This is a genomic window from Stenotrophomonas sp. PS02301 (genome assembly GCF_029959485.1).
In the GTDB taxonomy this organism is placed as follows: Bacteria; Pseudomonadota; Gammaproteobacteria; order Xanthomonadales; family Xanthomonadaceae; genus Stenotrophomonas; species Stenotrophomonas maltophilia_Z.
Window position 1 is genome coordinate 1 of record NZ_JASCOO010000111.1, and the last position, 13,492, is coordinate 13,492.

Consider the following 13,492-nt stretch of genomic DNA (forward strand, 5'->3'; position numbering starts at 1 on the left):
GTGCAGCGTGCCGTCAACGGACCACTCCCGCCGAGCCGGCCGGGAGGAGGCGGCCAGGCCGGGAGCCCGGCCTGGCCTGAAGGGGGTCATTCGGCCTGCTTGAGCCACTGCAGGCGGGTCGAGGCGCCGGCCTCGCCCAGGTGCTGCTTGAGCGCCGGCATGGCCGGGGCCAGGACCTGGTCGAACTGCCACGGCGGGTTCAGCAGCAGCATGCCGCTGCCATTGAGCCGCAGCGGGGAGTCGTCCGGGCGGATCAGCAGCTCGGCGGTCAGCACCGATTTCACCGGCAGGGCACAGGCCTTGCGCAGGAAATGCAGGATGGTCCGGCGCTGCTTGATCGGGAACCAGATCGCAAAGCTGGCCTGCGGCCAACGGCCCAGAATCTCGGTCACCGAGGCCAGGATGGCCTGGTACTCGGCGTCCTGCCCCTCGTAGGGCGGGTCGATCAGGACCAGCCCACGGCCGATCTTCACGCCGTTGGCCTTGGGCGGCAGCAGCTTCTTGTTCTGGGCATAGCCATCGGCGTGATACACGGCCACCCGGCTGTCATGGGCGAACAGTGCCTTCAGCGCTGTGGCTTCGGCATCCTGCACTTCGCAGACGGCCATGCGGTCCTGCTCGCGCAGGGTCTGGGCGGTCAGCAGCGGCGAGCCGGGGTAGCTGATCATCGCCCCGACCGGGTTGTCGGCCTGGACCGCCTTGAGGTAGCGCTCCACCACCGCGGGCAGCTGCGGCTGGGCCATCAGGCGCATCACGCCGTCTTCGGCCTCCAGCGTCTTGCGGCTTTCCTCGCTGGCCAGCAGGTAGCGGCCTGCGCCGCCGTGGGTGTCCAGCACGAAGAACGGGCTGTCCTTGCGCTTGAAGGTGTCGAGCAGGGCAAGCTGCACGATGTGCTTGAGCACATCGGCATGGTTGCCGGCATGGAAGGCGTGGCGGTAATTCATCGGCGCAGTGTACGGGGCGGCGGGCCCAGCGGCTATGCTGCGCGCATGAGCCACCCCCTGCACAACGTCCTGGTGGTCGAGGACGAAACCGCCATCGCCGATACCGTTCTGTATGCACTGCGCAGTGAGGGCTACGGCGCCCAGCATTGCCTGCTCGGCGGTGAGGCGCTGGCCCGCCTGCGCCAGCACGCCTTCGATGTGGTGGTGCTGGATGTCGGCCTGCCGGACATGAGCGGTTTCGAGGTCTGCCGCACCCTGCGGACCTTCAGTGAGGTGCCGGTGATCTTCCTGACCGCGCGCAATGACGAATTCGACCGCGTACTCGGCCTGGAACTGGGCGCGGATGACTACATGGCCAAGCCGTTCTCGCCGCGCGAGCTGGTGGCGCGGGTACGGGCGCGCCTGCGCCGGTCCGCGGCCCCTGCCGACACCACCGGCTGGCAGCAGCTTGGGCGCTTCTCGATCGACCGCGAGGGCAGCCGGATCCGCTTCGGTGACCAGCCGCTGGATCTGACCCGCTACGAATACGCGCTGATGGCGGCCCTGCTGCAGCGCCCCGGCGCGATCCTCAGCCGCGCCCAGCTGATGGACCGCGGCTGGGACAGCGACGCTGACAGCGCCGACCGCACCGTCGATACCCACGTCAAAACCCTGCGCGCCAAGCTGCGTGCCGCGGGCGCCGAGACCGACCCGATCCGCACCCACCGTGGCCTGGGCTACGCACTGGAGGTGTAGGCATGCGGCTGGGCCTGAAACTGTTCCTGGGCTTCTTCCTGATCGTAGGTATCGCCGCGTTCTTCGTGATGCGCATTTTCGTCAACGAAGTGAAGCCCGGCGTGCGCCAGGCGATGGAATCCACGTTGGTCGATGCAGCCAACGTGCTGGCGGAAATGGCGGCGGACGATCTCAAGGCCGGGCAGATCCGCGACGGCCGCTTCGTCGCCGATCTGGCGCGTGCCAAGCGCCGCGACCCGAAAGCGATGGTGTGGCGTTTTCCCAAGCGCACGCTGGATTACCAGGTCACCATCACCGATGCCAAGGGCATCGTGGTGTACGACTCGACCGGCCGCGATGTGGGGCGCGACAACTCACGCTGGAACGATGTCTACCGGACGCTGCGCGGCGAATACGGCGCGCGCTCCAGCCCGGAGACGCCCGGCGACGACACCCACTCGGTGATGCACGTGGCCGCGCCGATCTTCGATCCGGCCGACGGACGCCGCTTGATCGGTGTGCTCAGCCTGGCCCAGCCCAACCGCAGCATCGATCCGTTCATCGCGGCCAGCCAGCGCGCCATCATGAAGCGCGGTGCCTGGCTGATCGGTCTGTCGGCGCTGATCGGGCTGCTGATGACCGCGTGGCTGATGCACGGCGTGAACCGTCTCAACCGCTATGCCAAGGCGGTCAGCGCCGGTGAACCGGTGCCGCCGCCGAAGCCGCGCCGCGATGAGATAGGTGACCTGGGCCAGGCGCTGGAAACCATGCGCCGCAAGCTGGAAGGCAAGGCCTACGTCGAGCAGTACGTTCAATCGCTGACGCATGAAATGAAGAGCCCGCTGGCCGCGATCCGCGGCGCGGCCGAGCTGCTGCAGGAACCGCTGCCGGACGCGGATCGGGCGCACTTCGCGCGCAGTATCGAAGGCCAGGCGCAGCGCCTCACCGAAACCATCGACAAGCTGTTGGCGCTGGCCGAGGTGGAGCAGTACGGCTGGCTGCAGAAGCACGAGCGCCTCGCACTGGCGGCGTTGCTGGAGTCCGCCGCCGACGCGGTGGCGGTGCGTGCGCAGGCCGCCGGGGTCACGATCGCGGTGGACGCGCAGGCCGAGAGCGTGCAGGGCGATGGCTATCTGCTGCGGCAGGCGCTCAATAATCTGCTGGAGAATGCCGTGGCGTTCTCGCCGGCCGGCGGTAGCATCACGCTCGGTGCCCGTGCGGAAGGCGAGGGCATCGCCCTGACCGTGGCCGACCGGGGCAGTGGCGTGCCCGAGTACGCACTGGATCGCGTGTTCGAGCGCTTCTATTCGCTGGCACGGCCCGGCACCGGCCAGCGCAGCTCCGGCCTGGGCCTGTCGTTCGTGCAGGAGGTGGCGCGCCTGCACGGCGGTCGTATCAGCCTTCGCAACCGTGATGGCGGCGGTGCGCAGGCGGTGTTGTGGCTGCCGTTGCGGCTGCCTTCGGTACCGCCGCGGCGCTGACCGCCGCCGCACTTCACACAGACTTCAAACTCGGCACAAACCCCGCACACCGGCGCGCGGGAAGCTGGCCCCCTCCCAACCGAGGACGGGTCATGAAATCCCTGAAGATGCTGTTGCGGTTCGCCATTGTCGGCGGGCTGATCCTGTTGCTGCTGATTCCGCTGAGCCTGATCAAGGGCGTGATCCGCGAGCGTGAGGCGTACCGCGACGAGGCTTACCAGCGCGTGGCGCAGAGCCGCGCCGGCGCGCAGATTCTGACCGGCCCGATCCGGGTGGTGCCGTGGACCGAGACCCGCGAGGTCGAGGTGGTGGATGCGGCCGGCACCAAGAAGAAGGAGAAGCAGGTCGAGCAGGGCCAGTGGTTGCAGATGCCGGCCACGCTCACGGTGGACGGCGTGATGCAGCCGGACGAGCGCCGTGTCGGCCTGTTCCGCGTGCCGGTCTATAGCTGGAAGGCCACGATCAGCGCCGCGTTCGCCGATGACGACTACCCGGTGAAAGCAGGCCGCGTGTATGGCACGCCCTTCCTGACCGTGGGCATCGCCGATGTGCGTGGCCTGGTCGGTTCGCCGAACCTGCGTGTGGATGGCAACGCCGTGACGCTGTTGCCCGATGCCGGCGGCGTCAGTGGCATCGGCACCGGCCTGCATGTCGGCTTGCCGGGCCTGGCGGATGAACGGGGTGGCGTGCTCAAGGGCAGCAAGGTCGAGCTGGAGCTGGTGCTGGATGGCACCCGGTCGCTGTCGGTGGTGCCGGTGGGCGATGACAGCCGCATCGCGCTGCGCTCGCCGTGGCCGCACCCGCTGTTCGGCGGCAGCTTCCTGCCCAACGAACGCAAGGTGGACGCGCAGGGTTTCGACGCCCAGTGGGCGGTGTCTTCGCTGGCCTCGCGTGCCCAGCACCAGCTGCGCAACCGCCCGGACATCGACGCTGAAGCGGTGAGCGTGGAGCTGGTCAATCCGGTCGATGTGTATACCCAGGCCGACCGCGCCAGCAAGTACGGCATCCTCTTCATCCTGCTTACCTTCGTCGGCTTCATCCTGTTCGAGCTGATCAAGCAGCTGCGTATCCACCCGCTGCAGTACCTGATGGTCGGCCTGGCGCTGGCGATCTTCTTCCTGCTGCTGCTCAGCCTCTCCGAGCACATCGCGTTCTGGCAGGCCTATGCGCTCTCGGCACTGGCGTGCATCGGCATCCAGACCGTTTATCTGTCCGGCGTATTGAAGAGCTGGAAACGCGGCCTGGGCTTTGCGGTGATGCTCAGTGCCCTGTATGGCGCGCTGTATGGGCTGCTGATCTCGGAGAACAACGCGCTGCTGATGGGCTCGCTGCTGCTGTTCGGCGTGCTGGCCGCGGTGATGTGGGTGACCCGCCGGGTCGATTGGTACGAACTCGGCGCGCGGCTGAGCTGAGGAACGGACATGAGCTTGCACCGCTGTCTGCACGAACGTGTGCGCCGGGCGCTGCCCGCCCGGCTGGAGGTGGCCTCGCTGCTGGAGGGCGAGGCCTCGGGATGGCCGTCACCGCTGAGGGCACTGCCTGGGGTGCCGGCAGCGCCGGGGCTGCTGCGTTTTGGCTTGGCCCCGGCCACCTGCGAGGCGATCGCCGTGCACGGGCTGCGCTTTCTGGAACAGGCACGGCAGGCGCGCGGGCGCCTGCCGCTGCCGCACTGGTGTGGCGACTATCGGCCGTGGCGTGAGGGTGCACAGGCGTTGCGTGAGGTCGGCATCCGCGGGTTGCCTGCGGGCTGGCCGGCGCATGCAGCGGTCTACGCCAGCGCCTCGGAAGACCGCAGCCGCTGGTTGCTGATCCTGCCTGGCCGTGGCCAGCTCTGGTACGGCTGGATGGCGTGACCATGACTCTTGGCCCGGGGGCACCGGGACAACGCCCGATAGACTCGGGGATTGTTCGTGGTCTGGCCGAGAGGCAGGGGTAATCGTGTTCAAGTGGGGCATGTTGAGCGTGGCATTGGCATTGAGCGGCGTCGCCGATGCACAGACGAAGGAAACGGTGGACCTGGACATGGTCAGCCGCATCCGCCAGGAAGCCTTCCACCGGTCGCAGGTGATGGCGACCTTCAGCCACCTGACCGAGCAGATCGGCCCGCGCCTGACCAATTCGCCCGCGATGGGCGAGGCCAACGCCTGGACCCGCAGCAAGTTCAATGAGTGGGGCCTGGTCAACGTCCATGACGAAGCCTTCGATGCGTTCGGCCGCGGCTGGGAGTTCAGCAACGCCAGCGTGGAACTGCTGAGCCCGCGCGTGGCGCCGCTGTATGCGCTGCCGAAGGCCTGGACCCCGGGCACCAACGGCCCGGTCGAGGGCGAGGTGATCAAGGTCGAGATCAAGAAGCTCGCCGACCTGGATCAGTACAAGGGCAAGCTCGCCGGCAGGATCCTGCTGCTCAACGATGCACGCGATTACGAACGGGCCACCAAGTCCGATTCGCATCGCCACGATGACGCCGGCCTGGCCGAGCTGCAGGTGTTCGCGGTGCCCAAGGACGTCGCCGATGCCAAGGCCGACCGTGCCAAGAAGGCCAAGGAATACCTGGAGAAGCAGGAACTGATCCGCGCCACCAACGCCTTCTTCGCCGAGCAGGGCGTGCTGGCCACGATCAGCATCAGCGGCTGGGACAACGGCATCATCCGTGTCGGTGGCGGTGGCTCGCGCAAGGCCGGTGAACCGGTCGGCGTGCCCGAGCTGGCGATGATGGCCGAGCACTACAACCAGCTGGTGCGGGCGGTCGACCAGAAGCAGGCGGTCAAGCTGCGCGTGAATGTCGAAGCCCGCTTCACCGATACGCAGGACCAGCCCGGCTACAACACGCTGGCCGAGATCCGCGGCAGTGGCAAGGCCGATGAGATCGTGATGCTCGGCGCGCACATGGATTCCTGGCACACCGGCACCGGTGCGGCCGACAACGCTGCCGGCGTGGCGGTGATGATGGAAGCCATGCGCATCCTCAAGGCGGTGGGCGCCAAGCCCAAGCGCACCATCCGCGTGGCGCTGTGGAGTGGCGAGGAGCAGGGGCTGATCGGCTCGCAGGACTACGTGTCCAAGCACTTTGCGCGCTACCCCGAGCCGACCGACCCGGCGCAGCTCACGTTGCCGGCCTCGATGCGTGAACCCACCGGCGCTTTGCAGCGCCAGCGTGATTACGACAAGTTTTCGGCGTACTTCAACATGGACAACGGCTCGGGCCGCTTCCGCGGCATCTACGCGCAGGAGAACCTGGCCGTGGTGCCGATCTTCGAAGCGTGGCTGGCCCCATTCCACGATGTGGGCGCCACCACCGTGGCCACCCGCAACACCGGCAGCACCGACCACATCGCATTCGATCGCGTCGGCCTGCCCGGGTTCCAGTTCATCCAGGACCGCCTGGACTACTTCACCAACGTCCACCACAGCAACCTGGACACCTGGGACCACGCCGAGCCGGAAGACCTGAAGCAGGCCGCCGCCATCGTGGCCTCGTTCGTCTACAACGCGGCCATGCGCGATGAAAAGCTGCCGCGCAAGCCGTTGCTGACGCCCTGAGGGCTACCGCGTGGGCGGCCTGGAAAGGGCTGCCCACGCCATGCCGGGCAGGGAGTGCCCGGTTTGCGGCCGGGGCGGGGTAAAATTGCCGGGATTCCGTTTCCCGCCCTGAGCCCTCCATGACCTGCCGCACCCGTTTTGCCCCCAGTCCCACCGGCTACCTGCACATTGGTGGCGCCCGCACGGCGCTGTACTGCTGGCTGGAGGCCCGTCACCGTGGCGGCGAATTCGTGCTGCGCATCGAAGACACCGACCGCGAGCGCAGCACCCAGGGCGCGATCGACGCGATCCTGGAGGCGATGGAGTGGCTGGGCCTGGGCTACGACGAAGGCCCGATCTACCAGACCCAGCGCGTAGCCCGTTACCTGGAAGTGGCCGAGCAGCTGGTCGCCGATGGCAAGGCCTACTACGCCTACGAGACCCGCGAAGAACTGGATGCGATGCGCGAGGCCGCCATGGCCAAGCAGGAAAAGCCGCGTTACAACGGTGCCGCGCGCGATCTGGGCCTGCCGTACAAGGATGACCCGAACCGCGTGATCCGCTTCAAGAACCCGCTGGAGGGCACGGTCGTGTTCGACGACCTGATCAAGGGCCGTATCGAGATCGCCAACAGCGAACTGGACGATATGGTCATCTTCCGCCCGGACGGGTTCCCCACCTACAACTTCGCGGTGGTGGTGGACGATTGGGACATGCGCATCAGCGAGGTCATCCGCGGCGACGACCACATCAACAACACCCCGCGCCAGATCAATCTGTATGAGGGCATCGGCGCCCCCGTGCCGAAGTTCGGTCATATGCCGATGATCCTGGACGAGCAGGGCGCGAAGCTGTCCAAGCGCACCGGCGCGGCCGACGTGATGCAGTACAAGGACGCCGGCTACCTGCCTGACGCACTGCTCAGCTATCTGGCCCGCCTGGGCTGGTCGCATGGCGACCAGGAGCTGTTCAGCCGCCAGGAGCTGATCGATCTGTTCGATGTGACCCACTGCAACTCCAAGGCCGCGCGCCTGGACATGGCCAAGCTGGGCTGGGTCAACCAGCACTTCCTGAAGACGGAAGCGCCGGCCGACATCGCCCCGCACCTGGTCTACCAGCTGAACAAGCTGGGCCTGGACCTGAACGCTGGTCCTGCGCCGGCGGACGTGGTGGTGGCGCTGCGCGACCGCGTGCAGACGCTGAAGGAAATGGCCGAGAAGGCGGTGGTCTGGTACCAGCCGCTGACCGAGTACGACGAAGCCGCTTTGGCCAAGCACTTCAAGCCCGGCGCGGAACTGGCGCTGGGCAAGGCCCGCGAGCTGTTGGGCGCGGCCGGCGAGTGGACGGTGGAGAGCGTGTCGGCGGCGCTGCATGACGTGGCCACGGCGCTGGAGATCGGCATGGGCAAGGTGGCGCAGCCGCTGCGCGTGGCCATCACCGGCACCCAGGTCAGCCCGGACATCTCGCAGACGGTCTTCCTGGCCGGGCGTGAAGAGGCCTTGAAACGCATCGAGGTCGCACTCACTAAAGTACCGACGGCCTGACCACAGGAGACCGCGCATGTCCGCAAAAACCGCTTGTACCGCTCCGCACCATCACGTTCACGACGCTTCAGACTTCGTGAAGGTGGTCGAGCGCGTGTGCTCGGAACGCGGGCTGCGGCTGACCCCGATCCGCGCGAACGTACTGCGCCTGATTGCCGAGGCCGGCAAGCCGGTGAAGGCGTATGAATTGCTGGAGTGGGTGCGCAACGGCAAGGGCGTCGGTGCCGACGCCCCGCCGACGGTGTACCGCGCGCTGGATTTCCTGATGGCCAATGGCTTCGTGCACAAGCTGGAATCGGTGAATGCGTTCGTGGCGTGCCACCATCCGAGCAGTGCGCAGCATTCGGTGCCATTCCTGATCTGCAACAGTTGCCACAGTGCGGTGGAGCTGGAGGACAAGGAGATTGTCAGCCAGCTGGAGAAGCGGGCGAAGGAGCTCGGTTTCCAGCCGCAGGCGCAGACGCTGGAAGTGCATGGGTTGTGCGCGCGGTGTGCGGGGTAAGGTAGGTACCAACCGTCGGTCGGTACGCCATTGACGTTGAAAAGCCGCGCATCTGCGCGGCTTTTTCGTTTCTGCTGCGAAAGCAGCCACTCTGTTTCCCGCTGCGGAAGCGAGCCGGGCAACCTGGAGCGGGACGCGCCGTAAACCCATCCTTGGGGGCTCGTGAGCGGCATCCATGCCGCTCCAACGGTCCCGTTCCAGGCTGCCCAACTCGCTTCCCGACGGTTCCGGACTGGGGTGGGGAAAAGCGTTGGCGTTCTGCGCGCGGGCGGGTTACGGCTTCGCATCGGCCGGCTCGTGCCCTTCGGCGGCGGTATCCACTTTGACGATCACCGACATGCCCGGACGCAGACGCGGTGCCAGCGGCTGATCGGGGTCGATGGAAATGCGGATCGGCAGGCGCTGGACGACCTTGGTGAAGTTGCCACTGGCGTTGTCCGGACGCAGGACACTGAACTCCGAGCCGGTCGCCGGGGCGATCTGTTCGATGTGGCCGTGCAGCTTCTGGCCATCGAAGGCATCCACGGAGAAGGTGGCCGGTTGCCCGATGCGCATCTTCCAGGTCTGGCCCTCCTTGAAATTGGCAACCACCCAGAGGGTATCGGGCACCAGGAACAGCAGCTGCGAACCGGCGGTGACGTATTGGCCCAGGCGCACCGAGGCTTCGCTGACCTGACCGTCGCGCGGCGCCTGGATCACCGTGTTGGCGAGGTCGATCTTCGCCAGTTCCAGCTGCGCCTGGGCGGTCTCGACGCGGGCTTCCAGGCCTTTGCGGGCGACCTGGGTGGAGGTCAGGGTTTCTTCGGCGATGCGGATCTGGGCCTGTGACTGCAGCACGCTGGCCTGCGCCGATTGCGTGGTGGTGCGGAACTTGTCGCGGTCGTTGAGGGCGACCAGTTGCTGGTCGGCGAGTTCTTCGTAGCGCTTGAGTTCGGTCCTCGAGCGCGAGAGCTCGGCCTGGCCAGCAGACAGGTTGGCCTGCGCGGCCTGGATCTGCGCGCGGTTCTGCGCCTGGGATTGGTCGGAGTTGGCCAGCGCGGCCTTGGCGCTGTCCAGGTCGGCTTCGGCCTGGACGACCTTCTCGCGGTAGATGCGGTCGTCGATGCGCAGCAGCGGTTCGCCTTGTTTGACGTGCTGGAAGTCCTTGACCAGCACCTCGGTGACATAGCCGTTGACCTGCGGGGCGAGCACGGTGATCTGGCCGCGCACGTAGGCGTTGTCGGTGGTCACCCGGGACGTCTCGAACGGCCACAGTGACCACGCGCGCAGGATCAGCGCGATGCCGATCAGGGCGATCACGATCATGATGATCACCGCACGCAGGCTCGGCTTGAGGTACTTGGGCACGCCAGAGGGGGCGGCCGCGGGTGGCGGCGCAGGGGCGGGCGCAGCGTCGGTCGGCGGCGGTGGGTTGACGTTTTCCGGGGCGGTATCGTCGTGCGGGGGTTGGGTCGACATGGGCGGGCTCATCGGGGCGCGACGCTGGCGGGCGTCGGCGCGGAAAGGGGAGGTGTCGGCGCGTGGCGTTTGCGCCACTGCTTGAGCACGGCGGTGCGCACCGCCAGCAGCAGCAACCAGCCAAGGAAGACCAGCGCCACGCGGCCGCTGAGCGCGAACACGTCATTGAACGCGCGCACGTTGGCTTCGCGACGGGTGATCTGCGCCAGCTGCGCGGTGCCCTGCGCGCTGCGCTGCACCGGGTCGGTGATCAGCCTGGCGTAAAGCTGCTGTTGCTGTTTCAAGCGCTGGGCAACCACGTTGTCAGCCGGATCCAGCTGGCTGACCAGCGCACCGGAGTACACCTGCTCGCGGTGCAGCTGGTACGTGCCCAGCACGGCCGAGCCGGCCAGGCCACCCAGGGTCTGGGTGATGGAGAGCGTGACCAGGAAGGTGATCATGTGGTCCACGCCCTGCTTCAGGGCCTGGGTGATGCCGAGCATGATCAGCGGCCCCATGAACATGCCGGCGCCGACGGACGCCAGGAACTGGCTGGCGAAGAAGTCGTGCGGGCGATCCAGGCTGGTGCGGCTCTGGTCGAGCAGGGCCGCGCTGCCCAGCAGCAGGATGGCCATCAACAACTGCGGAATGAGTCGCTTCGGGCCGAAGGTGAGCGAACTGGCGGCCATGCCGGTGATCACGCCGGCCAGGATCACCGCGAACAACGGGCGCATCTGGTCCGGGCCCATCCCGAGCGTACGCATCAGGCCGACCACGCCATAGGACTGCTCGGTGGTCAGGAAGCGGATCAGGAACGCACCGATGATGAAGTGGATCACCGGCAGGCTGGCCAGCCAGCGCGTCTGCAGCAACGGGTTGCGGCGGTAGTGCTCGATGATGAAGGCGGTGGTGGACAGCGCGATCGAGGCGACCAGCGCCCAGCCCAGCCACGGCGTATCCAGCCACCAGCGGGTGTAGCCCTGCGCCAGCACGACCACCAGCAGGCCGACGGCAGGGGCGAGCAGCGCGAAGGTGAGGAAGTCGAGCGGTTCGAACGCCTTGATCTGCGCCCCCGGCGGCAGCTTGAGCACCACCACGGCGGCGAACGCGCACAGCGCCAGCCCGGCCTCGAACAGATACAGGTTATGCCACTGCCCGGTGTCGACCAGGCCCGGCGAGACCAGCCACGCGATCGGCACCGCAAGTTGGGAGATGCCTACGCCGATCACCAGCAGGTTGCCGGTGTATTTGCGCGGCAGCGACTGCAGCATGTACAGCGTGCCCAGGGTGCTGCAGGCGGCACCGGCGAAGCCGCTGGCCGCGCGCATCAGCACGGTGGTTTCGAAGGTGCCGACGAACAGATGCAGCACCGCCAGCGCGGCGTACAGGCCCAGCCCGATCTCGGCGAACAGGCGGATGCCGTATTGCTGGCGGAACTTGAAGGCGAGCAGGTTGGCGGTCACGTTGACCATCGCATAGGCGGCCACCAGCCAGCTGCCCTGCGCCGGAGTGAGCCCGAGCTGGCCCTGCAGGAACGGCAGGTTGGCGCTGACCAGGGCATTGCCCAGGCCGCCGGTGATGCCGACCAGCAGCGCGACCAGGGCGTAGGCGAGGCGGCGGTGCGGCGGATGCCACGGCATCGACGCCGAGCCCGGCAGGGTCGGTTTTTCGTGCTCCTCCCAGTCCGGAACCGGCTTGAGGTACTGCGGCATCATCCCTCCCCGTCGGCAGGCCCCCGCAATCCGCCACGCAGCAATTGCAGGGCGCGCGTGGCCAGCCGGGCGCGTTCGTCACGCGTCTTGCCACGCAGCGCGGCTCCCAGCATGCCTGAGATGAGTGAAATGTCCGTCGTTTCCAGATCGGGGCGGCACAGGCCGGCGGCGATCGCGCGGGCGATCGGTTCGCGCAGCAGTTCGACGATCGTTTCGCGGGCGGCGCGGATCGGGATCTGATCAGGATCGACCGCGCGCCAGTAATCGGAGAGGGCAGGCGATTGGACGATGCGGTTGGCCATGCCTTCGAGGACGTCGAACAATGCGTCGTCGCGGTCGCCGAGGGTCTGCACCTGCCGCGCAATGCGGTTGACCGTGCGCTGGAGCAGCGCCTCGACCAGTGCGGCGCGGTCAGGGAAGTTGCGGTACAGCGTGGCCCGGCCGACCTGGGCACGCTCGACCACCAGGTCCAGCGGGGCGGTCACGCCATGCTGACCGAACACGGCATCGGCAGCGTCGAGGATCTGGGCGCGGCGGGCGGCCGCGTCGGCACGTTGGGTAGGCATACGCGCATCATCGGACAGAACTGTCCGGCGGGAAAGGGCCTGCGTCGCTTTCAGCGCACCGCGGTTGGCGCGCGCCGGGCAATGTCGAGGGCGGGTGAGCTCAGCGCGGCGCGGGCACGCCGTGACAGCCGCCCATCCGGGCTTCGCGGATGGGCAGATTGATCAACGCGGCGAGCACGGCCAGGCCCATGTCGGCGTACCACATCCACAGGTAGTTGCCGGTGTGCGCCAGCGCCAGGCCGCCGAGCCATGCACCAAAGAAACCGCCCAACTGGTGCGAGAGCAGGGTCAGGCCGAACAGGGTGCCGAGGTAGCGCGGGCCGAACAGCTTGCCGACCAGCCCGGCGGTGGGCGGAACGGTCGCCAGCCAGGTAAAGCCGAGCGCGGCGGAGAACACGTAGAAGGTGAGCGGGGTAGGCGGCGCAACGAGGTAGACCCCGATCATCACGGCGCGGCTGGCGTACATCCAGAACAGCAGGTACTTCATGCGGTAGCGCTGGCCTAGGGCGCCGACGATCAGGCTGCCGGCGACGTTGAACAGGCCAATCAGCGCGATGGAGGACGAGGCGACGGTGGGCGAGAGCCCGCACAGCGCGATTTCGCCGGGGAGATGGGTGACCAGGAAGGCGATGTGCAGGCCACAGGTGAAGAAGCCCAGATGCAGGTACCAGTAGCTGCGATCGCGTGCGGCGATGCGCAGCTGTGCGGGCAGACCGCCGTCATCGGTGGCGCCCGCGACAGGCGCATGGTCGCCGGCACGACGTCGCAGTGGCCAGGCCAGCGGCACCGAGAGCAAAGTGATCACTGCCATGGTGATCATGGCCCGCGCCCAGCCGGCGGTGCCGATGATCCATTGGACCAGTGGCGCGAACACGAACTGGCCCAGCGAGCCGCCGGCATTGATGAGGCCGGCGGCGAACGACCGCTTTTCGGCCGGCAGGCGGTGGGCGGTGGCGCCGATCAGGACCGAGAAGCTGCCGGCGCCGGCGCCGGCGGCCCTCAGCAGGCCGAGGGTGAAGGTCATGCCCCGCGGGCTGGTCAGCAGCGGTGCCAGCAGCAGCCCGGCCCCCCGC

The 13,492-nt window shown here is 67.6% G+C and carries 12 protein-coding genes; 7 read left to right on the forward strand and 5 right to left on the reverse strand.

Annotated features, from left to right (window positions below):
- Positions 1-86: 86 nt before the first annotated feature.
- Complete coding sequence (gene rlmJ, locus QMX81_RS18445; protein WP_282263631.1) at positions 87-944, reverse strand: 23S rRNA (adenine(2030)-N(6))-methyltransferase RlmJ; 858 nt, start codon at positions 942-944, stop codon at positions 87-89.
- Positions 945-989: 45 nt separating this feature from the next.
- Between rlmJ and creB the strand changes: the two genes are divergently transcribed.
- The 7 genes from creB to QMX81_RS18480 all read left to right on the forward strand — a co-directional run bounded on the left by creB (position 990) and on the right by QMX81_RS18480 (position 8,704).
- The gene (gene creB, locus QMX81_RS18450) at positions 990-1,679 is read left to right on the forward strand and encodes a two-component system response regulator CreB (protein ID WP_121041385.1); all 690 of its coding nucleotides are present in this window, start codon (positions 990-992) and stop codon (positions 1,677-1,679) included.
- A 2-nt stretch (positions 1,680-1,681) separates the two neighbouring features.
- Positions 1,682-3,139, forward strand: coding sequence for a two-component system sensor histidine kinase CreC (creC, locus tag QMX81_RS18455; RefSeq protein WP_282263635.1), 1,458 nt, complete (start codon positions 1,682-1,684; stop codon positions 3,137-3,139).
- Between the two features lie 92 nt (positions 3,140-3,231).
- Complete coding sequence (creD, locus tag QMX81_RS18460) at positions 3,232-4,551, forward strand: cell envelope integrity protein CreD (protein ID WP_121041389.1); 1,320 nt, start codon at positions 3,232-3,234, stop codon at positions 4,549-4,551.
- Between the two features lie 9 nt (positions 4,552-4,560).
- The gene (locus QMX81_RS18465) at positions 4,561-4,992 is read left to right on the forward strand and encodes a hypothetical protein (RefSeq protein WP_282263638.1); all 432 of its coding nucleotides are present in this window, start codon (positions 4,561-4,563) and stop codon (positions 4,990-4,992) included.
- 100 nt (positions 4,993-5,092) lie between these two features.
- Positions 5,093-6,679, forward strand: coding sequence for a M20/M25/M40 family metallo-hydrolase (locus QMX81_RS18470; protein ID WP_282263652.1), 1,587 nt, complete (start codon positions 5,093-5,095; stop codon positions 6,677-6,679).
- Between the two features lie 119 nt (positions 6,680-6,798).
- Positions 6,799-8,202 carry a glutamate--tRNA ligase gene (gltX, locus tag QMX81_RS18475; RefSeq protein WP_282263642.1) on the forward strand — a complete coding sequence of 468 codons (1,404 nt, stop codon included), beginning with the start codon at positions 6,799-6,801 and terminating at the stop codon, positions 8,200-8,202.
- A 16-nt stretch (positions 8,203-8,218) separates the two neighbouring features.
- Entirely contained in the window at positions 8,219-8,704 is a 486-nt protein-coding gene (locus tag QMX81_RS18480) for a Fur family transcriptional regulator (protein WP_019184450.1), read from the forward strand.
- A gap of 273 nt (positions 8,705-8,977) precedes the next feature.
- On the opposite strand, the gene QMX81_RS18485 is transcribed toward QMX81_RS18480, so the two are convergent.
- The 4 genes from QMX81_RS18485 to QMX81_RS18500 form a co-directional block, all read right to left on the reverse strand.
- Complete coding sequence (locus QMX81_RS18485) at positions 8,978-10,162, reverse strand: HlyD family secretion protein (protein WP_282263645.1); 1,185 nt, start codon at positions 10,160-10,162, stop codon at positions 8,978-8,980.
- Positions 10,163-10,170: 8 nt separating this feature from the next.
- Positions 10,171-11,856 (reverse strand): MFS transporter, encoded by a 1,686-nt coding sequence (locus QMX81_RS18490; RefSeq protein WP_336619097.1) that lies wholly within the window; start codon positions 11,854-11,856, stop codon positions 10,171-10,173.
- Positions 11,853-12,419, reverse strand: coding sequence for a TetR/AcrR family transcriptional regulator (locus tag QMX81_RS18495; protein ID WP_121041399.1), 567 nt, complete (start codon positions 12,417-12,419; stop codon positions 11,853-11,855). Before QMX81_RS18495 ends, QMX81_RS18490 begins: the two co-directional genes overlap by 4 nt.
- 100 nt (positions 12,420-12,519) lie before the next feature.
- Positions 12,520-13,492 (reverse strand): MFS transporter (locus QMX81_RS18500; protein ID WP_282263651.1); only part of this gene is annotated, 973 nt, incomplete at its 5' end.

Bases quoted from the DNA above. Each gene is read 5' to 3' on its own strand.
- rlmJ (WP_282263631.1), bottom strand. From the start codon at position 944: ATGAATTACCGCCACGCCTTCCATGCCGGCAACCATGCCGATGTGCTC.
- creB (WP_121041385.1), top strand. From the start codon at position 990: ATGAGCCACCCCCTGCACAACGTCCTGGTGGTCGAGGACGAAACCGCC.
- creC (WP_282263635.1), top strand. From the start codon at position 1,682: ATGCGGCTGGGCCTGAAACTGTTCCTGGGCTTCTTCCTGATCGTAGGT.
- creD (WP_121041389.1), top strand. From the start codon at position 3,232: ATGAAATCCCTGAAGATGCTGTTGCGGTTCGCCATTGTCGGCGGGCTG.
- QMX81_RS18465 (WP_282263638.1), top strand. From the start codon at position 4,561: ATGAGCTTGCACCGCTGTCTGCACGAACGTGTGCGCCGGGCGCTGCCC.
- QMX81_RS18470 (WP_282263652.1), top strand. From the start codon at position 5,093: ATGTTGAGCGTGGCATTGGCATTGAGCGGCGTCGCCGATGCACAGACG.
- gltX (WP_282263642.1), top strand. From the start codon at position 6,799: ATGACCTGCCGCACCCGTTTTGCCCCCAGTCCCACCGGCTACCTGCAC.
- QMX81_RS18480 (WP_019184450.1), top strand. From the start codon at position 8,219: ATGTCCGCAAAAACCGCTTGTACCGCTCCGCACCATCACGTTCACGAC.
- QMX81_RS18485 (WP_282263645.1), bottom strand. From the start codon at position 10,162: ATGTCGACCCAACCCCCGCACGACGATACCGCCCCGGAAAACGTCAAC.
- QMX81_RS18490 (WP_336619097.1), bottom strand. From the start codon at position 11,856: ATGATGCCGCAGTACCTCAAGCCGGTTCCGGACTGGGAGGAGCACGAA.
- QMX81_RS18495 (WP_121041399.1), bottom strand. From the start codon at position 12,419: ATGCCTACCCAACGTGCCGACGCGGCCGCCCGCCGCGCCCAGATCCTC.